Origin of the sequence: Pseudodesulfovibrio sp. 5S69 (assembly GCF_037094465.1) — a bacterium.
In the GTDB taxonomy this organism is placed as follows: Bacteria; Desulfobacterota; Desulfovibrionia; order Desulfovibrionales; family Desulfovibrionaceae; genus Pseudodesulfovibrio; species Pseudodesulfovibrio methanolicus.
This window is the reverse complement of the sequence record NZ_CP146609.1, coordinates 797,326-817,177: the sequence shown is the minus strand read 5'-3', so window position 1 is coordinate 817,177 and position 19,852 is coordinate 797,326. Positions and strand designations below refer to the sequence as shown.

The 19,852-nt window shown below is 57.8% G+C and carries 15 protein-coding genes and 1 tRNA gene; 11 read left to right on the top strand and 5 right to left on the bottom strand.

Going from position 1 to position 19,852, the window contains the following annotated elements; all coding sequences use genetic code 11:
* Positions 1-10 precede the first annotated feature (10 nt).
* Entirely contained in the window at positions 11-1,858 is a 1,848-nt protein-coding gene (locus tag V8V93_RS03830) for a 30S ribosomal protein S1 (RefSeq protein WP_338669052.1), read from the bottom strand.
* Between the two features lie 360 nt (positions 1,859-2,218).
* On the opposite strand from V8V93_RS03830, the gene V8V93_RS03825 reads away from it, so the two are divergent.
* Together V8V93_RS03825 and V8V93_RS03820 are read left to right on the top strand one after the other, a co-directional pair.
* Complete coding sequence (locus V8V93_RS03825) at positions 2,219-2,767, top strand: hypothetical protein (RefSeq protein WP_338669051.1); 549 nt, start codon at positions 2,219-2,221, stop codon at positions 2,765-2,767.
* A gap of 6 nt (positions 2,768-2,773) precedes the next feature.
* Positions 2,774-3,199 carry a pyrimidine dimer DNA glycosylase/endonuclease V gene (locus V8V93_RS03820; protein ID WP_338669050.1) on the top strand — a complete coding sequence of 142 codons (426 nt, stop codon included), beginning with the start codon at positions 2,774-2,776 and terminating at the stop codon, positions 3,197-3,199.
* A 376-nt stretch (positions 3,200-3,575) separates the two neighbouring features.
* Here the strand turns inward: V8V93_RS03820 and V8V93_RS03815 are convergent, their stop codons facing one another.
* Positions 3,576-4,517: a spermidine synthase gene (locus V8V93_RS03815; protein WP_338669049.1), complete on the bottom strand. Its 942-nt coding sequence runs from the start codon at positions 4,515-4,517 to the stop codon at positions 3,576-3,578.
* Positions 4,499-4,906, bottom strand: a complete 408-nt coding sequence (gene speD / locus V8V93_RS03810; protein WP_338669048.1) for an adenosylmethionine decarboxylase — start codon at positions 4,904-4,906, stop codon at positions 4,499-4,501. Before speD ends, V8V93_RS03815 begins: the two co-directional genes overlap by 19 nt.
* Before the next feature lie 397 nt (positions 4,907-5,303).
* Between speD and V8V93_RS03805 the strand changes: the two genes are divergently transcribed.
* The 4 genes from V8V93_RS03805 (at position 5,304) to V8V93_RS03790 (ending at position 9,279) form a co-directional block, all read left to right on the top strand.
* Positions 5,304-5,720 carry a secondary thiamine-phosphate synthase enzyme YjbQ gene (locus V8V93_RS03805; RefSeq protein ID WP_338669047.1) on the top strand — a complete coding sequence of 139 codons (417 nt, stop codon included), beginning with the start codon at positions 5,304-5,306 and terminating at the stop codon, positions 5,718-5,720.
* A gap of 58 nt (positions 5,721-5,778) precedes the next feature.
* Positions 5,779-5,855: transfer RNA gene (locus V8V93_RS03800), tRNA-Arg, on the top strand.
* Positions 5,856-5,969: 114 nt separating this feature from the next.
* Positions 5,970-6,920: a site-specific integrase gene (locus V8V93_RS03795; RefSeq protein WP_338669046.1), complete on the top strand. Its 951-nt coding sequence runs from the start codon at positions 5,970-5,972 to the stop codon at positions 6,918-6,920.
* 493 nt (positions 6,921-7,413) lie between these two features.
* Entirely contained in the window at positions 7,414-9,279 is a 1,866-nt protein-coding gene (locus V8V93_RS03790) for a methyl-accepting chemotaxis protein (RefSeq protein WP_338669045.1), read from the top strand.
* A 145-nt stretch (positions 9,280-9,424) separates the two neighbouring features.
* Here the strand turns inward: V8V93_RS03790 and V8V93_RS03785 are convergent, their stop codons facing one another.
* Both V8V93_RS03785 and V8V93_RS03780 read right to left on the bottom strand, forming a co-directional pair.
* Entirely contained in the window at positions 9,425-10,864 is a 1,440-nt protein-coding gene (locus tag V8V93_RS03785; RefSeq protein WP_338669044.1) for a sigma-54 interaction domain-containing protein, read from the bottom strand.
* A complete protein-coding gene (locus V8V93_RS03780; protein WP_338669043.1) occupies positions 10,861-11,598 on the bottom strand; it encodes a sulfite exporter TauE/SafE family protein in 738 nt (245 codons plus the stop codon). The genes V8V93_RS03785 and V8V93_RS03780 overlap by 4 nt, the downstream gene beginning before the upstream one ends.
* Positions 11,599-11,728: 130 nt before the next feature.
* Between V8V93_RS03780 and V8V93_RS03775 the strand changes: the two genes are divergently transcribed.
* The 5 genes from V8V93_RS03775 (at position 11,729) to hpsH (ending at position 19,832) form a co-directional block, all read left to right on the top strand.
* Positions 11,729-12,565, top strand: a complete 837-nt coding sequence (locus V8V93_RS03775) for an amidohydrolase family protein (RefSeq protein WP_338669042.1) — start codon at positions 11,729-11,731, stop codon at positions 12,563-12,565.
* 437 nt (positions 12,566-13,002) lie between these two features.
* Positions 13,003-13,941: a TRAP transporter substrate-binding protein gene (locus V8V93_RS03770; protein WP_338669041.1), complete on the top strand. Its 939-nt coding sequence runs from the start codon at positions 13,003-13,005 to the stop codon at positions 13,939-13,941.
* A gap of 77 nt (positions 13,942-14,018) precedes the next feature.
* On the top strand, positions 14,019-15,914 hold the full coding sequence (locus tag V8V93_RS03765; RefSeq protein ID WP_338669040.1) for a TRAP transporter large permease subunit: 1,896 nt from the start codon (positions 14,019-14,021) through the stop codon (positions 15,912-15,914).
* 421 nt (positions 15,915-16,335) lie between these two features.
* Positions 16,336-18,816, top strand: a complete 2,481-nt coding sequence (gene hpsG, locus V8V93_RS03760; RefSeq protein WP_338669039.1) for a (2S)-3-sulfopropanediol dehydratase — start codon at positions 16,336-16,338, stop codon at positions 18,814-18,816.
* A gap of 80 nt (positions 18,817-18,896) precedes the next feature.
* Positions 18,897-19,832, top strand: a complete 936-nt coding sequence (gene hpsH / locus V8V93_RS03755; protein WP_338669038.1) for a (2S)-3-sulfopropanediol dehydratase activating enzyme — start codon at positions 18,897-18,899, stop codon at positions 19,830-19,832.
* Positions 19,833-19,852: the final 20 nt, after the last annotated feature.

Below are 19,852 nucleotides of genomic sequence, written 5' to 3'. Positions count from 1 at the left end.
CGTTGTTACCTTACTTGGTCTCTTCTTCCTCGGCAGCGGCCTCCTCGGCCGGAGCTTCGGATTCGACGACCTCTTCGACCGGGGCTTCCTCGACGGCGGCCTCGGCCTCTTCCTCTGCGGCAGCCAGGGCGTCACCGGCGGCTTCCTCCAGCTTCTCGCGGAGCAGGTCGCCCAGGGTGGAACCGGCGCTCACGCTGTCGCCGCCAAAGGACTTGGACTTGCCGCCGCCGGAACGGGCGGGCTCTTCCTTGGTCTGCTTGATGGACAGGCCCAGACGGCGCTCGTCCGCGGACACGTGGATGACCTTGGCCTCGATGGTGTCGCCTTCCTTGTAGATCTCGGAGGGGGACTTGATCTTCTTGCGGCTGATCTCGGAGACGTGCACCAGGCCCTCGATGCCTTCCTCGACCTCGACGAAGAGACCGAAGTCGGTGATGTTGGTGACCGTACCGGTGACCTTCTGGCCCACGGGGTACTTGGCCGGGACCTGGGTCCACGGGTCTTCGGTCAACTGCTTCACGCCCAGGGTGAACTTCTCGTTCTCCTTGTCCACGGTGAGGACCTTGGCCTGGACGGAGTCACCGACCTTGTAGACCTCGGAGGGGTGGCGGATCTTCTTGGTCCAGGAGATGTCGGACACGTGGATCAGGCCGTCGATGCCCTCCTCGATGCCGATGAACACGCCGAACTCGGTGATGTTCTTGATGGCGCCCTCGAGGACGGTGCCCTCGGGGTACTTCTCGGCCACCACGTCCCACGGGTTCGGGGAGATCTGCTTCATGCCGAGGCTGATGCGCTTCTTCTCGGGATCGACGCCGAGCACGACGACTTCGACTTCCTCGCCGACCTTGACCATCTGGGAGGGGTGGCGGAGCTTGCGGGTCCAGGACATCTCGGAGATGTGGACCAGTCCTTCCACGCCGTTCTCCAACTCGACGAACGCGCCGTAGTCGGCCAGGTTGGTGATGACGCCGGTGAAACGGGAACCCTCGGGGTACTTCTCGGCGATGTTTTCCCACGGATCGGGCACGAGCTGCTTGAGGCCCAAGGAGACCTTCTGGCCTTCGCGGTCGAAGTTGAGGATCTTCAGTTCCAGATCGTCGCCCAGGCTGACCATCTCCTTGGGATGCTTGATGCGCTTCCAGGACATGTCGGTGATGTGCAGCAGGCCGTCGAGGCCGCCGAGGTCGATGAACACGCCGTATTCGGTGATGTTCTTGACCTTGCCCTGGACCACCTGGCCCTCTTCGAGGGTCTCCAGCAGCTTCTCGCGCTGCTCGGAACGCATCTCCTCAAGGAGCACGCGGCGGGACACGATGACGTTGGAACGGCGGCGGTTGATCTTCAGGATCTTGAAATCGAACTCCTGGTTGACCAGGGCGTCCATGTCCGGAACCGGACGCAGGTCGACGTGGGAACCGGGCAGGAAGGCCTCGACCCCGCCGAGATCGACGGTGTAACCGCCCTTGATGCGGCGGATGATGCGGCCGACGACTTCGCCGTCCTTCTCCTGGAGCTCTTCCAGTTTATCAAAAAGCTGCATCCGCTTGGCCTTGTCGCGGGACAAGTAGATGGTGCCTTCGGCTTCGTTCTTGCGGGCGACGAACACGTCGACCTTCTCACCGACGGACACGGTCACGGTGCCGTCCGGCTCGGTGAATTCGGAAACGGGGATTTGTCCTTCGGACTTGAAGTTCACGTCGACCAGCACGTAGTCCTTGTCGACCTTGACGACTTCGCCCGCAACAATGGTCCCTTCGTCCAGATCTCCGAAATCGGAGTTCAGATACTCGTCGAGAGCATCGGCAAAGTTCATTTCCATTTCAGGCATTTCAACAGATTCGTTAGTTTTTTCCATGGGTTACCTCCACAACGGACCTCGGGCAAAGTAGTTTTAACGTATATTTTCAAGATGAGGGTTCCGTGCTGGCGGGTCATCGTTTCCGAGGCAGGCGAGCCCCGTTTGCACGGTCGGCCTGGGCGGCCGATCCCGACATCTTTACGCTCCTTTTGAGGAAAACAAGCAATTCAAATATGTTATGAATAAGCTATTCTCCCATAATAAGAAGAGTCATGTACGTAGCGGAAATATAGGACCCTGTAAACCATTTTTTGGCAAGGATTCGGCACCGGCCGGAGGCGGCCCCGCGCCACTCACCCTTTGCCTATCCCCGGCGAGTTGTGTAATGTGCATAAAGACTGTGACATGGAGGACGGAATGCCTGAAAATCGTTTTGAAATCTTCCTGACCGAAGCGCGGGCCGGGTGGTTGGAGGCCCGGCTGGTGTCAAACGATTCCCACTTCGACCTGAGCGTCAATTCCAATTTTTCCGAGCCCATCAAAGACCTGTTCCGCTGTCTGTACGACGTGCACGGTCTCGACGGGCCCACCGACATGGAGGTGGACTACCGGCATACCGAATTCGAATGGGGCGGCGAGGGCTGGCTCTATTACTGGGGAGTCACTCCCCGGCCCGGCGGCGTGCTCGACATCGTGGTCGACTTCAAGGGCAAGCGCGAGGTGGGCGGCGAGGAATATCCCGTCTGGAAGATCGAAACCTCCACCACCTGGGACGAATTCGCCCGCCAGGTCTTTACCCAGGCCTCGGAGATGCTTTGGATGTACGGCTTCACCGGCTACTACGCCCGCTGGCAGAAGGACTTCCCGGCCGGTGAGATGATGCGCCTGGGGCACCTGCTCCACGGCCTGCCCGCCGGGACCGACGACTTCGCCCGCGAACTGGGCTACCTGGCCGAGACGAGGTAGGCAGCCATGCGGCTGTGGACCGTCCATCCCCGCTTCCTCGACGTCAAGGGGCTGACCGCCGTGTGGCGAGAAGGCCTGCTGGCCCGCAAGGTCCTGCACGGCCAGACCAGGGGCTACACCAACCACCCCCAGCTCATCCGCTTCCGCAACCACCCGGACCCGCTCTCGGCCATCGACGCCTTTCTCGCGGCCGTCCTGAACGAGGCCCGCAACCGGGGCTACAACTTCGACGCCTCGAAAATCGACGAACACGCCCAGGCCGCGCCCATCCGCGAAACCACCGGCCAACTCGACTACGAGTGGCGCCACCTGCTCAAAAAGCTCGAACAACGCGACCCCGAGCGCTTCGAGGACTCCCGCAACCTACGCCCCGCACCCCACCCGCTGTTCGTCCTGATCAAGGGCGAGGTGCGGGACTGGGAAAGAGTGTAAGAGGCCTCCGGCGGCCGGGGGAAAGGGAGAAAGAACCCTTTGAAAAGGGTTGATTCTTCCCCTATCGCGGCTGTCGCCATCTCTAAGGCTCGAAGACTCGCCAAGAGCTGCCGCCCCCCCCTGCCCCCTATCCCCTTCTTTTCCTAAACTTTTTGTGCCGCTTCGCGGAGGCCAGGCGCGCCCAATCCTCCCCATCCCTCGCCCTCCCGTACCCGCACGCCCCTGCCGAAGGCACACAAAAATCTTTGAAGGGGGAGTCCAAAGGGGGAAACTTTCCCGAAAGTTTCCCCCTCTGGCCGCCGGAGGCATTCATCAAAAAAAGGCCGGGCCGGTGCGCATGCACCGCCCGGCCCTTTATATACGTACGCACGCGCGCCTAGGACTTGACGCCGGTGCCGGTATAGCGGGCCGGATCGTCGAGGGTGGACAGGGTCTCGCCCTTGGCCACCTTGTCGCGCAGGTATTTGGGCGGGCTCATGAGCCCGCGCAGGGCGATGCCGTCGAAGAACCTGAGTTCGCCGTCCACGTTCTCGGCCAGGAAACCGTCCACCTTGGCCGGTTCCGGGTCGGTGTCGATGGGCTTGAGCGAGCCGAGGGCGAAGCCGAGCGGGACCACGTAGGTGGGTGTGCAGGAGAAGAAGTGGGTGACGTTCTCGAACACGGCGCCCAGGGTGCGCACGATGCGGGCGTGGCCGTCGTCGAACGGGGGCGTGACCGGCCCGGCCTGGATGACGAACACGCCGCCGGGGGCCAGGGCCTCGCGGCAGGTGGTGAAGAACTCTTTGGTAAAGAGGTTCATGGCCGGGCTGTCCTCGAGCGGGTCGGACAGGTCGCAGATGATCACGTCCCAGGAGCCGCCCTCCTTTTCGAGCACTTCGAAGGCGTCGCCGAAACGGATCTCGGCGCGCGGGTTCTGGAAGCAGCCCTGATGGATGGTGCCCAGGTGCTCCTGGCAGGCGTCGTAGACGACCCGGTCGATCTCGACCTGGACGGCCTTGGTCACGGACCGCCACTTGAGGACCTCACGCACGGCCCCGCCGTCCGCGCCGCCCAGGACCAGAACGCGCGAGGGCGCGCCGTGCTGATACAGGGCGGTGTGGACGAGCGGCTCATGGTAGAGGAACTCGTCGCGTTCGGAGACCTGCCACTTGCCGTCCAGGACCAGGCCGGTGCCGAAGGTCTTGGAGCGGACGATGGACATCTCCTGATATTCGGTGCGCTTGAAATCGAGGATCTGCTCCACCCCGTGGAGGTGGACGTCGTCCTCGGTCATGTATTCGGTGATCCAGTAGTCGCTACTCAGCTTCGAGCCTGCCACAGCGTCGCCTCCTCGGTCGGGGTCAGGGGGTGATGGCACCCGCAGCCGTTGCCGCGCGGCAGCACGGTCAGGGTGTGGTCCGCGGCCTGGAATTCGCGCACGAAGTATTCGCACGCGAGCCGGGGCCTGGCGGTTTCGCCGCAGGTGAAGATATCCACGGCCGCGTAGCCCGATTCGGGCCAGGTGTGGATGGAAATATGGGATTCCGCGAGCAGGGCCAGCGCGGTGACGCCCTGAGGCTCGAATTTATGGCTCGTGATATCGAGCAGGGTGGACATGGCCCGCTGGGACGCGGCGACCATGGTTTCGAGAATGAGCTGCTCGTCGTCGAGCAGATGGGAAGGACAACCTTTGAGTTCAAGAATACAATGCACACCGACAGTGTTCATTCATCAACACCTCGTGATTAAATGGTTCAGTGACCGAAACACCTCCTTGCCTTACGGGCCGGGCCGTTTGCCCCGCCTTCAACTAAACACATAAAACCCCCTTGGTACGGTTGGCCCGCGCCGACATGGCGCGAACCCGGCGGGAGCCGCATCCGGGGGAGTGCATACCCCGGGGGCGTCCCGCGCGCCCGCCGTCGTTCGGATCGGTCAATCCTCGCGACGGCGAACCAATGGATGGAGCTTGTACGCAAGAATTTCGCGAATGCAAGCATTATTTACCGCTTTCCCCGAATTGTGACGAACCCCGCGCCGGGCAACGGTTCGAGCTGTGCCGCACGGGGCCGGCCCCGGCCGTTTTTTCGTAGTCCGCCGGGCGCGGTTGTGCTAGGGAAGAGGCATGAAATCCTACCGCAAAGAACTCTTCTTCGAGGTCCCGACGCGCCGGGCGTTCGTCAACATCACCGAGGACGTGGAGGCCTGCCTGCGCGAATCGGGCATCCGGGAGGGACTGTGCCTGGTCAACGCCATGCACATCACCGCCTCGGTCTTCATCAACGACGACGAATCCGGCCTGCACCACGACTACGAGGTCTGGCTGGAGAAGCTGGCCCCGCACGAGCCGGTCTCCCAATACCGGCACAACGGGTACGAGGACAACGCGGACGCGCACATGAAGCGCCAGGTCATGGGCCGCGAGGTGGTCGTGGCCGTGACCGAGGGCAAACTCGACTTCGGCACCTGGGAGCGCATCTTCTACGGCGAGTTCGACGGTCGCCGCAAAAAACGGGTCCTGGTCAAGATCATCGGCGAATGACGCCCCGCCGAATATCCTTGACCTCTGCCGCCCGCCTTGATTAATGAGACATCCACACGCGCCAGTAGCTCAGGTGGATAGAGCATCGGCCTTCTAAGCCGACGGCCGTGGGTTCGAATCCTACCTGGCGCACCATCAAAAAGACAAGGATTCAAGCGTAATGTTTGAATCCTTTTCTCTTTTCCACGCTAGCCATATCGATTTCTTGCTCCAAATTTGCTCCACTGCTCCAAGAAAAGGAGCAATGACATGGCGACCATTCGCAAGCGCGGCCCCTACCAATGGGAAGTCAGAATCCGCAAAAAGGGCTACCCCACGCACTGCAAAACGTTCTCCCGAAAGACTGACGCCGACCAATGGGCGCGGGACATCGAATCCGAAATGACACGCAGCGTCTTCGTCTCCCGCAAGGAAGCCGAATCGACCACACTGCTAGATGCCCTTGAGCGGTTCGAGGAGGAATTCCTTGATGGCTATGCCCAGCCGAAACAAATCAAAAGCCGAATCAAGATCATCAAGGAACGTCCCATCGCCCTGATGCCCCTGGCCTCTATCCGAGGCAAAGACGTCGCGGACTTCATCAAGAGCCGCGAAGAAGAAAGGCGCGCCTCCCAGACGATCCTCCACGAAGTGAACCTAATTTCACGCGTATTCGAGATTTCCCGAAAAGACTGGGGCATGGAATCCCTGCACAACCCCACCCAACGCGTCAACAAACCGAAGCAGAACAAAGGCCGCACCAGACGCCTCGAAAAAGGGGAGGAGAAGAAGCTGCTGGAAAAAGCTCCTGAGGAGTTGAAGCCGATCATCCTGCTGGCCCTGGAGACGGCAATGCGCCGGGGCGAAATAGCCATGATGCGCTGGGAACATGTGGACCTGAAAAAACGGTATGTCCACCTGCCGAAGACCAAGAACGGGGAGGCACGGTCAGTCCCCCTTTCTCCGGCTGCGCTGGATATTCTAAAAAGCATCCCAAGACGGATTAAAGGGGATGTCTTTCCTCTTCACCCCGACACCATTTCAAAGTGGTTTAGAGCGGCTGCGGATGATGCCGATCTGAAGGATTTACGCTTTCACGACCTGCGGCATGAAGCGACTTCCAGGCTATTTGAGAATACCGATCTGGACTTCATGGAGGTGAAGGTGGGACAACGATTCGGGGAACTGGCCGAACCCGTAATATTAAAACGACTCATGTAGAAGAAACGGATTTATAGAGAGCCCCTCAGCTCCAAATAGTATTGTGCCCCAGATTTTCCAGATTTATAAAATATAAGGATTCAGGCGGTTGCCTGGATCCTTTATCTTTTGTCCTCAACCTTCCATGTGTTTGCGCCAATCATGCGGTCCTTCTGGCAATTATGTCCGGATGCACTCAACCGATAGCCTCCCACCCTCGGATATCTCCTGCGCCTTGGCCAGATCGCGATTCAAGCCCTCCAGCCCGGCGTCGGGGTCGGAGCGGATGATGACGTCGCCCTCGGCGGAGATTGAAGATTGGGCGACCTGCGCAAGAAGTGGGTCTGCTTTGCTGGAAGGCCAAAATCAGGATCTGCCTTTCACAGCCTCCATGGCACAGTTATTGTAGATAACGGCACATCTCATGTGCACGATGTACATCATGAGACAATAGCACGTGCTTATAACAAATTGTGCATCAATAGTAGAAACACTATTTTCCGGGGAGTACCATATGACAATCAGTGTCAAAAGCAAGATGATTTTGAGTGTTATAACTTTTTTTACGTTGGGTGTCTTAGCCCTGAGTGCCGTCTCGTATCGAAGTTTCAGTGACTCTTCCGAAAAAATGAAGAAAGAAAGTCTTGATACGATTGCAAGAGCTGTCGGCAAGGCCATTTCAGAAAAGACAGAGACATATTTCACCTCCCTGGAGCTTGCATCAAAGATGTTCAACGGGGCGCAGGAACTAACTGGAGCTGCACAGGATGCATACCGGGTTGATCTACTTGATAAACTCATACAACAGACGGGCGCAGGTGAAGCCTATTATGGGTTGAAAGACGGCACCACGGTCACAGCTAAACTCAAAGGCCCTATCCCCAACTTCAAGGAAAAGGCGGTGCAGCGCGAATGGTACCAGCGCATATGGGCCGGCGAAAAACGCATCATGACGACGCCCTACACCTCTTCCATTGGTGCGACGGTCATGGCGGCGGGCGTTCCCCTGCAAAAGAACGGCGCCATCTGGGGAACCCTGTGCATCAACCTGGGGCTGACCGACATAACCCAATTCACGAACAGCGTGCTTGATTTCAAGGATATATTCCTGACAAGGGCCGATGGCTACATCATGGCCAGCCCGAACGAAAAGCATATCGGCAAAAGCCTGTGGGAAGTCGTTCCTTCCCTCAAGCGGTACGCCGATCAGTCTTCCGCCGGCCAAATCCAATTCACCAATGATGGAGAAGTCTACCAGGGCAGCATTTACGTCATAAAGGGGCTGAACTGGAAAGTCTGGGCTTTCGAGAGACTGGCCGAGATCAAGGCCGACTCGACCAAGAACCTCCAGATGAACGGCATAATGGCCGTCGTCGTCCTGCTGCTGTCCGCGCTCATCGTTTACTACTTCGCATCGGCACTGATCTTCAAGCCGCTCGAGTCCGTCAAAACGACCCTCCAGCGCATAGGCGGCGGTGATCTCCGAGCTGAAGCGGACTCCGGCTCAATAAGGAACGATGAAATCGGACAGCTGATGTTGGCCATGCGGGAAATGAGCGAAAAACTCCGAAACATCGTCGGCAAAGTCGGCTATGCGGTCGACAGTGTGTATAGGGGCGCCCAGGAGTTGGCCGCGACTTCCGACACCCTTGCCCAAGGAGCTACCGAGCAGGCGGCCAATGTGGAGGAAGTCGCGGCTTCCATGGACCATATGGTCACGACTATCGGCAAGAATACGGAAAATTCCAGAAAGACGGAACAAACCTCCCGCTCTTCCGCCGTCGACGCCGAAAAGGGCGGTGAATCGGTCAACAAGACCGTGAGCGCCATGCGCAAAATTGCGGACAAGGTATCCATTATTGAAGAGATCGCCCGCCAGACCAATCTGCTCGCGCTCAATGCCGCCATTGAAGCGGCCCGCGCCGGCGAAAGCGGCAAGGGCTTTGCCGTGGTCGCGGCCGAAGTCCGGAAACTGGCCGAACGGTCCGGCGGCGCGGCGGCGGAAATCAGTGAACTTTCGGCAAACAGCGTCTCGGTTGCCGAGGACGCGGGATTGATGCTCAACAAGATGGTCCCGGACATCAAGCATACCGCCTTACTCATTGCGGCTATCACCGAGTCCTCCGAGGAACAAAACAGCAACGCCGAGACGGTCAACAGAGCGATCCAGGAACTTGATCAAGTCATTCAACAGGCTGCATCGGCTTCTGAACAGGTGGCTTCGACTTCAGAGGAGCTGACCACCCAAGTCGACAGCTTGAAGGAGACCATGGCATTCTTCAAAATCGATCAGCCCGGGAGCACCGTGACGGTAATGGCCGCACACCGGGACGCACTTCCGGAACACACTGTCGGAACTGAAGGATTTGAAAAATTCTAGCCGGGTTCGAACACAAGCGGAGCCCCCCCTACGACAAGAAAGCCCCATGGAATTCCATGGGGCTTTCCCATACCCTTCCCGGCAGGGGAGAATCTCCTGTTGTCCGGATGGAGCGGCATGTCAAAATGCGCGCACGCGCCGAGGCTCATCGTTCCGATTCAACGGGCTCCGCTTTCTGCAACTTTCTGAAGACGGTGCTCCGGTTCAGACCCAACGCCTGGGCCGCCTTGGGAATCGAACCATAGGCCGAGACCGCGTCTTTCAGGATCTGAATCTCCAATTGGCCCATTATTTCTTTGAAATCCAGCCCGTTAAAATCACTTAACCCAAATGTCACGGTCTTGCGCGAATCGCCCGCGGAGCTCTTCGCCACGATGGAGCAAGGCAGATCCGCAACCTGGATCATGTTGCTGTCACAGGTGACGACGAGGCTGTGGACCAGATTCTCCAACTCCCGAAGGTTGCCGGGCCAGGCATGATTGAGCATGAGCTCTTCGGCCATTGCGGAAAGGCGAACGCGTCTTTTGTAGCGTGTATTGAACTGTTCGAAAAAAAAGGAAATCAACTCCAGCAGGTCCTCTCCCCTTTCGCGCAACGGCGGAATATTGATCACCGCAACCTGGAGCCGGTAAAAGAGGTCGCTCCTAAAATCGCCGTTCTCCGTTTCCTCCGCCAGATCTCGGTTGGTCGCGGCGACGACCCGGACATTCACCTTCTTGGCGGCGGTCGCCCCTATCCGCTGAATCTCGCCGTCCTGGAGGACCCGCAACAGCTTGCCTTGCAGGGGCAAGGGAAGTTCGCCGATCTCATCCAGAAACAGGGTTCCCTTGTTCGCCATCTCGAAGAGGCCTGGCTTCCCCTTGGGATCGGCGCCGGAAAAGGCCCCCGGCGCATAACCGAATAGTTCCGACTCGATGAGGCTCTCGGGGATGCAGGTGCAGTCGACCTTGACCAGAGGGTTATCCTTTCGGGTGCTGTTGTTGTGCAACTCCCTGGCCATGACATCCTTGCCGACACCGGTTTCCCCCAGGAAAAGCACCGTGGCGTCGGTCTTGGCGATCTTGTGGAGTTGCCGAAACAGTTCCCGCATCACGGCGCTCTTGGGATTCAGGTAGAGTGAGGAATCCTCCTGCCGGATGCCGTATTGAAAGGAGTCGATCAGTTGCCGTTGGGCCGAAACCTGGTTCTTGAGCTGGGAAATGAGCGCGATGTCCCGCACGTAGGTGACCACCATCTCGACATCATCGTCATAGTCGAAAATGGGGTGGGCGATCAGGATGACCTTGCGGTTGTTGCGGTTGACCTGGACCGCCGTCACGGTTTTCTTGGTCTGGACCACTTCCCCGTTCAACGCCAGGTCGAAGACCCCCTGCGCCACGAGGTCGGCGACGTTCTTTCCCAAGAGATCCCCTGATTTCAAACCAGTTAGATTCTCATACATGGAATTGACGGCCAGGGTTATTCCGTTCTTGTCCGTGATGTAGAGTCCATCGCTCAGGGTATCAAAGATGTGGCAAAGATAGGTCGCGATAAAACTCTTGCGCTCCTGTAGGATGTGCTGCTGGTGAACCATTTTGAAACTCATTTGATAAGCTCCTGAAAAGTACCCATTATTTGCGATATTCCGGCAAAAAGCAACACGCACAGCAGCAGGCGCCGATTGGACTTCGCGGCGAACCGCCTGGAGAACTTGATTCCGAAGAGACCGCCCAGAAGCGAAGCCGGGCATGCCGCGAGAAAATAGCTCAGGGTTTGTGTGGTCTGAAGCCCGGCCAGGAACTGGCCGCAGACAATGGCAATCCCGCTGAGGATGAAGGAAGCGCCGAGAAACCCCTTGGCTTCGTCCGCGCTCCATCCGGACATGGCGGAGAATACGGCCAGGGGCGGGCCGTTGAAGCCGAAGGCTGTGCCGAAAAAGGTCGAACATATCCCCGTGGGTATCGCCCACAACGGGTGAATGTGTCGAGGTTCCCGTTTCTCAAAAAACAGCGCGTATAAGGCGTAGGCAATAAGGAAGGCGCCCATCAACGCTTTCAACCAGTCGTTATTCAACATTCTTATAAGAAAAATGCCCCCGACCACCCCCAAGACGCCTCCTATAAATACATAGGCGAGATGCTGCCAGCGGATGCTCCGCCGGTGATTCCAGGCGAGCTGGAGGTTCAACACCAGCACGATCAGCGTGGAGCTGGGCACGGCGAGCTCCAGGGGGAGGAAATGGACCACGATGGGCATGGCCACCATGGCGGCTCCCAGCCCGACCACATGATTCACGAACCCGGCTATGCACCAGGACAGGGTAAAAACGATTAAAGTCATTCCGATCTCGTAATTCGAACAGTTTTTTATCTGAAAAAGCAAAAAACAGGCCGAAAACCCTCGCTATTCTTGGCCTGTTTTTTGCTTTTGCCCAAAAACTTGATTTTAAACCCTCAAAGGAGCAATCCTCATGAAAGTTATCGATTTCAGATTCAGGCCCCACACCCCGGAAGTCGTCAACGGCATTGCCACAAGCGCCATGTTCAAGGACCTGTGTGAGGCGACCCACTTCGACAAGTGCCGCCCCGAACCCTTTGACGACATCGTCAAGGGCCTGGCCGCGCACCATGTCGTCAAGGCCGTCATCACCGGCCGCGACTGCGAAACGACCTATGCATCCATGGCGAACGGCAACGGCAGCCTGCTGGAATTTTGTGAGAAAGCGCCCGATACATTCATCGGGTTCTGGGGGATCGACCCGCACAAGGGCATGGCCGCCATCCGCGACCTGGAGCAGGCGGTACAAAACAACGAGAGCATCCGGGGCGCGGCCATCGACCCCTATCTCGCGAAGATCTATTCCAATGACGCCAAGTACTACCCGGTGTACGCAAAGTGCTGCGAACTCGAGATTCCCATCATCATGACCACCGGCACCGCAAGTTTTGTCCCCGGCGCCGTGATCGACCATGTCGCCCCCCGCTACATCGACTATGTCGCCCGCGATTTCCCCGAGCTCAAGATCATCATGAGCCACGGTGGCTACCCCTGGGTGGACGAGGCCATCATCGTTACCCAGCGCAACAAGAACGTCTTCATCGAAATGTCCGAATACGAGTTGTGGCCCCATGCCGAAGCCTACACCAAGGCCGCCAACGAACTCATTGCCGACAAGATGCTCTTCGCCTCCGCCCATCCCTTTATCGATTACCGCGAACAACTCGAAAAGTATGCGAACCTGCCCTTTGAAAAGGAAGTCTACGAAAAGGTCATGTATAAGAATGCCGCCCGAGTATTGGGCGTATAATCCCACCGGCGACGGGCTTTCCCAGAAAGCTTCCTTGAAAACTTCTTATTTCAATAGGTTATAAATACGTCTTTTTTTTGCAACATGGTGCAGAGTTGCAACGTCGGGAGAAATTCCTTTGAAAATCAGAGCCGTACCAGATAAATGTGAATTCCCGCACAATAACACGGTGCAGAACTACATCAACGTCGTCTTCCCGGAGGAGGGGGGCATCCCCATCCATCGAAAGTGCCGATGATTTCGCCACAACCAGGCCGGAACACATGCTCGACGTCCGAACTGCATCATGGAATGCTCCTTGCTTGTCATGTGAAAAAAAGACCATACAGCAACCGCAAAACTTGGAGGAACCAATGACACAGTCCATAACCCGAAAAGGCTTTATAGCTGCCGTACTTTTCGTCTGCGCGATCTTCGTATTGGGAGCCAATCCCGGTATGGCCCACGCTCGCAAGTTGAAAATCCGCCTTGCCCACCCCATGGCCCCCGGCAACAACGTGACCCTGGGGTATGAAAAATTCAAGGAGGTCCTGGAGAAGGTTTCCGGCGGCACGATCACGGTTCAGCTTTTTCCCAACTGTATGATGGGCTCCGACCGGGACGGCATGGAAGCGACCCAGCGCGGCTCCATCGAAATGGCTTCCAGTTCCTCCCCGAACATGGCCAACTTTTCGAAAAAATTCCTGATCTTCGACCTTCCGTATGTCACCAACAGGAAATATCAGAAAAACCTGTACGCCGCTCTCGACGGGGGAGCGCTCGGCAAGTACTTCGACGACCTGGCGGAAGAGATCAACCTGCGCCCGATCATGTTCAGTGAATACGGCTACCGCAACTTCGTGACCTCCGACAAACCCATTACCAAGGTCGACGACCTCGCAAAACTGAAGGTACGCACCACGGCCTCCCCCGTTGAAGTCGAAACCGCCAAGGCGCTTGGCATGAACCCCACACCCATCGCCTGGGCCGAGGTCTACACCGCCATGCAGCAGGGTACCGTCGACGCCGAGGGCAACACCTTTTCCCTGCTTTGCGACGCCAAGCACGATGAAGTCATCAAATACGCCATAGATTCCCGGCACAACTACAGCATGCACATTCTCATGTGCAACAACGACTGGTGGAAAGGGCTCAAGCCCCAGCAGCAGAAGTGGATCAGGCAGGCGGCTCATGAAGCCCTGGTATACCAGCGTGGCATCTCCGCCGAACTGGAAGCCAAGGCCACTCAGAAAATGATCGACGAAGGCATTCAGATCCACCAGCTGACCGACGCCGAATTGGCCCAGTTCCAGAAGGTCACCCGCCCCGTCTGGGACAAATTCCGCAAGGACATTCCGGCGGAACTCTTCGACCTGATCGCAGCCACCCAGAAATAGGCCCCCCACAGAAACGATATAACCTGCCGCCCTCCCCTTTTGGACAGGGGGGTGCGGCAGGTCAAAAGGATAGCAGAATGACCACGTCCCCCACAGTCCCCAACAAAACAGGCTGGCTGACCTGGCTAGACGAAAATGCTGAAAAGCCTTTTCTGTGCATCGGGCTTCTGGCGATCATCCTCATCATCACGTTCCAGACCGCCTACCGGTATCTGATAGTCAACTTTTCCGACACAGCCAGCGCAGCGGTCTGGACCGAAGAACTTTCCCGTTTCATCTTCATCTGGATATCCTATCTAGCCGTTCCGCTGGCCATCAAGAACCGGGAGAATATCCGCGTCAACGTTCTCTACGACAAGTTCAGCCCCAAGTGGCAGAGCATTTTCTGGGTCGTCAACGACCTCTGCTTCTTCTTTCTCAGCGTCTACGTGACCTGCCTGGGCGTCCACATGATCGGCGAGGGGATGCGCTATCCCCAGATGGCGCCAGCCATGCAAATTCCGTATTACATCCCCTACAGCATCATTCCCCTGGGCTTTGCGCTCATCAGCTTCCGCCTGCTTCAGGACATTTTCCTGGAAGTGAAAACCTGCGGGATCAAGGGGCTGGTTACGGCCATCTTCGTGACCGCGATCATCGTCGCTCCGGCCTATATAATGTGGTATCTGCCGGATTTCCAAGCCTTTGAAAATTTCGAGCCCTCGGCTACCATAGTTCTCTTCAGCTACTTCCTGCTGGTCATCGCCATCGGCGTCCCCATCGGCATCGGCCTGGGCCTCGCCTCCCTGCTGACCATCCTGGCCACCGGCACCATTGATCTCGGCTACATCGCCCAAATCAGCTTCACGTCCATCGATAGCTTCCCGATCATGGCCATCCCCTTCTTTGTCGCCGCAGGCATTTTCATGGGTGCGGGGGGGCTCTCATCCAGACTGCTTGCCCTGGCCGACGAAATGCTGGGCGCCCTACCCGGCGGCATGGCCATAGCATCCGTTGCCACGTGCATGTTCTTTGCCGCCATTTCCGGTTCCGGCCCGGCCACCGTGGCCGCGATCGGGTCCCTGACCATCCCGGCCATGATCGAACGCGGCTATAATAAATACTTCGCCTGCGCCATCGTGGCTGCCGGCGGCGCCATCGGCGTCATGATCCCCCCGAGCAACCCGTTCGTCATCTACGGCATCGCGTCGCAGACCTCCATCGGCGACCTCTTCCTCGCCGGCATCATCCCCGGCATACTCACCGGCCTGGTCCTGATGGGCTACAGCTTCTGGTACTCCAAGAAAAACGGCTGGATGGGAGAGAAAAAAACGAGGACCTTCGGCACGTTCGTCAAGGCCATCTGGGACGCCAAGCTGGCGCTGATGGTCCCCGTCATCGTTTTGGGCGGCATCTACAGCGGCCTGATGACCCCGACAGAGGCCGCCGCAGTGGCCGCCTTCTACGGCCTGATCGTGGGCATGTTCGTCTACAAGGGCCTGAACAAGGACAACATCATTCCCACGATGCTGGAGATCTGCTCCACTTCGGCCATCATCATCATTCTCATGGCCATGGCCAAAGTGTTCGGTCAAATCATGACCGTGGAGGAAATTCCGGCCCAGATCGCCTCGTATATTCTGGGCCTGACCAGCAGCAAGATCATTATCCTGTTGCTCTTCAACGTCTTCCTCCTGTTCATCGGCACCTTCATGGAAGCGCTGGCGGCCATCGTCATCCTGGTTCCCATCCTGCTTCCCATCGCCACCAAGGTCGGTATCGACCCGACCCACTTCGGCATCATCATGGTCGTCAACCTGGCCATCGGGTTCATCACCCCGCCCGTGGGCGTCAACCTGTTCGTCGCCTCCGGCGTTGCCAAGGTGAAACTGGACGACATCAGCAAACAGATCTGGCCGATCCTTGCCCTGATGATTGTGGTCCTGCTGCTGGTGACCTACATCCCGTCCATATCCATGTTCGTCATCCGCTGAGGACTTCAACCGCAAACAGCCAAAGCCCCGCGATACGTCGCGGGGCTTTTCTTTCGGCCGTTAGCCCCAAAGATGGATTTTTTGCACATTAACTGCTTTAATATAAACATATTAGCCTGATTTCGCGAACGCGTTTCAATTCTGCACCATTCGTCGAGCAGGATGTCAAAACGCAACGCCTCCGTATCCACCTTTATTTATTGTGGAAAAAATCTCGGCCCCAAAAAATGATGCGACCCCGCACCATCGTATTCAAAGACGCGGGACATCGCATAAGTCTGTTTTGAAAAATACTATTATATGAACATGTTATACGCATAAAATTGATTGGCACAGCGTATGCTTAATAAGCAATACGGCTCCCAACCACCCAAGGCCATCGTAACGAGAAATCAAAACACATCAATAGGAGAAGAGACAGATGGAATGCTGCCTTTCACACCAAGAACAGATGTTGGAAAACAAGATCAAGGGGCTCGACAACCCTTATCGTGAAACCCACAAACGCGTTTTCAAGATCCTTGAGACCATCGAGAACCTGACCCCTTCCATCGACATCCAGCGCGCACTGTATTTCACCCAGTCCATGCAGGAGACCGAAGGTGAGCACCTGACCCTCCGCTGGGCAAAGGCCTTGTACAAGATCGCGGAGAACATCGATGTCTACATCGACGACGACAACCTTCTCTGCGGCCGCGCCGGCGCCCAGGGCCGCTACGGCATCCTCTACCCCGAACTGGACGGCGACTTCCTCGACCTGGCCCTCAAGGAACTGCCCAGCCGTGAGAGTTCCCCCTTCACCATCTCCCAGGCCGACGCCGACGCCGTGGTCAACGAGATCGCTCCGTACTGGAAGGGCAAGACCTACCACGAGGCGCTGAACAATGCGTTCGCCCCCGAGACCCACGCGCTGACCTATGATGACCCCAACGGTCTGCACTCCCGGTACATCGTCAACGAAACCTCCTCCTTCCGCTCCTGCCTCCAGTGGGTGCACGACTACGAAGTCATCCTGAAGCGGGGATTCGGCGGTATCCGCAAGGAAATGCAGGAAAAGCTCGACGCTCTGGATCCGCTTTCCCCGGTGGACAATGTCGAAAGGAAGCCCTTCATCGAGGCCATCATCCTGGTCTGCGACGCCATCATCCTGTGGGCCAACCGCCATGCCGCCCTGGCCGGGAAGAAGGCCGCTGACGAGAAGGACCCGGTCCGCAAGGCCGAACTGCTGGAAATGGCCCGCATCTGCAGCAAAGTCCCCGAGCATCCCGCCGAGACCTTCTACGAGGCCGTGCAGTCCCAGTGGTTCACGCAGATGTTCTCCCGCCTTGAGCAAAAGACCGGCACCATCGTCTCCAACGGCAGGATGGACCAGTACCTCTACCCTTATTATGAAAAGGACGTCGAGGCCGGGACCATGGACGAGATCAAGGCCATGGAGCTGATCGAGTGCATGTTCGTGAGCATGGCCCAGTTCATCGACCTCTACATCTCCCCTCAAGGCGGCGACTTCAACGAAGGGTACGCCCACTGGGAAGCAGTGACCATCGGCGGCCAGACCAAGGACGGCCTCGACGCGACCAATGAACTGTCCTACCTGTTCCTGCGTTCCAAGCGCGAGTTCCCGCACCACTACCCCGACCTGGCCGCCCGCATTCACGCCCGCGCTCCCCAGCGTTTCCTGGCCGAAATCGCGGAAACCATCAAGGAAGGTTCCGGTTTCCCGAAGTTGATCAACGACGAGGAAGTCATTCCTCTGCACCTGGCCAAGGGCGCCAAGTTCACGGAGATCTACGACTATGCCATCTCCGGCTGCGCCGAAATCCGCATGCCCAACCGCGACACGTATACCTCCGGCTGCCCCTACATCAACTTCGCGGCCGCCGTGGAAATGGTCCTGTACAACGGCAAGATGCTCAAGTACGGCGACAAGCAGCTCGCTCCCGAGACCGGCGATCCGGCCCTGTTCGAGAACTTCGACGACTTCCTGGCCGCCTACACCATCCAGCACCGCAACCTGCTCAAGCACGGCTTCGCGCAGGAAGTGAGCGTCATCAAGTTGCGCAAGGACCACTTCGCCGCTCCGCTGGCCGACTCCATGCATGCCCTCTGCCGCAAGCATTGCGTCGACATCCACCAGCCCGACGTTCCCGAAGGCATCGATCTCGGCTATTTCGAAGTCATCGGCTTCGGTACCGTCGTCGACTCCCTGGCCGCCATCAAGAAGCTCGTCTTTGAAGACAAGAAGCTGACCATGCAGCAGGTCATCGACGCCTGCAAGGCCAACTTCGAGGGCTACGAGGATGTTCAGGCCCTGCTCAAGACGGCTCCCTGCTACGGCAACAACGACCCGTACGCTGATGAGATCGGCAAGTACGTCGACTCCCTGAGCGTCGAGTTCGCTGAAAAATATCAGGATGAGCTGGGCGTGCATCTGGATGTGCGCTACGTGCCCTTCACCTCCCACGTGCCCTTCGGCCGCGTGGTCTCCGCCACCCCGAACGGACGCGTAGCCTGGTACCCCCTGTCCGACGGCTCCTCCGCCTCCCACGGGGCCGACAAGAACGGACCTACCGCCATCCTCATGTCCAACTACACCACCAAGAACTTTGATCACCGCGAGCGCGCCGCCCGCCTGGTCAACATCAAGTTCACGCCCAAGTGCCTGGAAGGTGAGGAAGGTACCCAGAAGTTGGTCGATCTGATCCGCGCCTACTGCGATCTGCGCCTGTGGCACATCCAGTTCAACGTGATCAACGCCGAAACCCTGATCAAGGCTCAGAAGAACCCCGAGCAATATCGCAATCTTATCGTGCGTATCGCCGGGTACTCCGCCTACTTCTGCGACCTGTCCAAGGACCTTCAGGACGACCTGATCGCCAGGACGGCACACGAGTCTGTCTAACACGCCGGTCTGTCTGCAAGGGACAGGGGAAACTCCCCTGTCCCTTTTTCACTTTCCGAGAGATCAGGGAGAAAACATAAATGAGTTCGATATTAGACAAAAAGACGGCCGGGACAGTGTTCAGTGTCCAGAAATACTCTGTCCATGACGGGCCGGGCATCAGGACCATCGTATTCATGAAAGGCTGTCCGTTGCACTGTGCCTGGTGTTCCAACCCGGAATCGCAGGAATTTGCTCCGCAGCTGGCCTACAACAGCAACAACTGCATCGGCGCCGACAAGTGTTCCCACTGCATAAAGCACTGCTCCACTGGAGGCATAACCGTGGGCGACGACGGCAAGGTCTGCATGGACCACAGCCTGGTGCACAACGATCTTTCCCTGGCCGATGTCTGTCCCGGCAACGCCATCATTGTCTATGGAGAGGAGCAAAGCGTGGATCAGGTCCTTCGTCGGGTCGAGGAAGACGAACGCTTTTACGCCCGTTCCGGCGGCGGCCTGACGCTGTCCGGCGGCGAACCGTTCGCCCAGCCCGAATTCGCCCTGGCGCTGCTGCGCGAAGCCCGGCGCCGACACATCAACACCGCCGTCGAGACTTGCGGTCAAGCGCCCTGGTCCGTGATCGAATCCTGCCTGCCCTTCGTGGACAACTTTCTATACGACATCAAATCCATGAATGATGAAAGACACGAGGAGAAGACAGGCCGAAGCGGCAGACGGATTCGGGAAAACCTGGCGAAAATCAAAGAGGCCTATCCCAAAATGAAGATCAGGGTCCGGACTCCGGTCATCCCCGACTTCAACGACACGGTGGAAGACATCGCGGCCATCATCGAATTCATAAAATCCCTGCCCGGCGAGAAATGTGAATACGAGGCCCTGCCCTTCCACCGCATGGGGCAACCCAAATACACCAACCTGGGCAAGACATACGACTATGCCGACATCGTCAAGCTGGACGACGAACTGGTTGATCAAATCAAAAAGCTTGAAGAGCAATACAAAAACGGCGAATGACTTTCACAGGCTTCACGACG

Coding starts and splice junctions, on each gene's coding strand:
- V8V93_RS03830 (WP_338669052.1), bottom strand. CDS start 1,858: ATGGAAAAAACTAACGAATCTGTTGAAATGCCTGAAATGGAAATGAAC.
- V8V93_RS03825 (WP_338669051.1), top strand. CDS start 2,219: ATGCCTGAAAATCGTTTTGAAATCTTCCTGACCGAAGCGCGGGCCGGG.
- V8V93_RS03820 (WP_338669050.1), top strand. CDS start 2,774: ATGCGGCTGTGGACCGTCCATCCCCGCTTCCTCGACGTCAAGGGGCTG.
- speD (WP_338669048.1), bottom strand. CDS start 4,906: ATGAACACTGTCGGTGTGCATTGTATTCTTGAACTCAAAGGTTGTCCT.
- V8V93_RS03805 (WP_338669047.1), top strand. CDS start 5,304: ATGAAATCCTACCGCAAAGAACTCTTCTTCGAGGTCCCGACGCGCCGG.
- V8V93_RS03795 (WP_338669046.1), top strand. CDS start 5,970: ATGGCGACCATTCGCAAGCGCGGCCCCTACCAATGGGAAGTCAGAATC.
- V8V93_RS03790 (WP_338669045.1), top strand. CDS start 7,414: ATGACAATCAGTGTCAAAAGCAAGATGATTTTGAGTGTTATAACTTTT.
- V8V93_RS03785 (WP_338669044.1), bottom strand. CDS start 10,864: ATGAGTTTCAAAATGGTTCACCAGCAGCACATCCTACAGGAGCGCAAG.
- V8V93_RS03780 (WP_338669043.1), bottom strand. CDS start 11,598: ATGACTTTAATCGTTTTTACCCTGTCCTGGTGCATAGCCGGGTTCGTG.
- V8V93_RS03775 (WP_338669042.1), top strand. CDS start 11,729: ATGAAAGTTATCGATTTCAGATTCAGGCCCCACACCCCGGAAGTCGTC.
- V8V93_RS03770 (WP_338669041.1), top strand. CDS start 13,003: ATGGCCCACGCTCGCAAGTTGAAAATCCGCCTTGCCCACCCCATGGCC.
- V8V93_RS03765 (WP_338669040.1), top strand. CDS start 14,019: ATGACCACGTCCCCCACAGTCCCCAACAAAACAGGCTGGCTGACCTGG.
- hpsG (WP_338669039.1), top strand. CDS start 16,336: ATGGAATGCTGCCTTTCACACCAAGAACAGATGTTGGAAAACAAGATC.
- hpsH (WP_338669038.1), top strand. CDS start 18,897: ATGAGTTCGATATTAGACAAAAAGACGGCCGGGACAGTGTTCAGTGTC.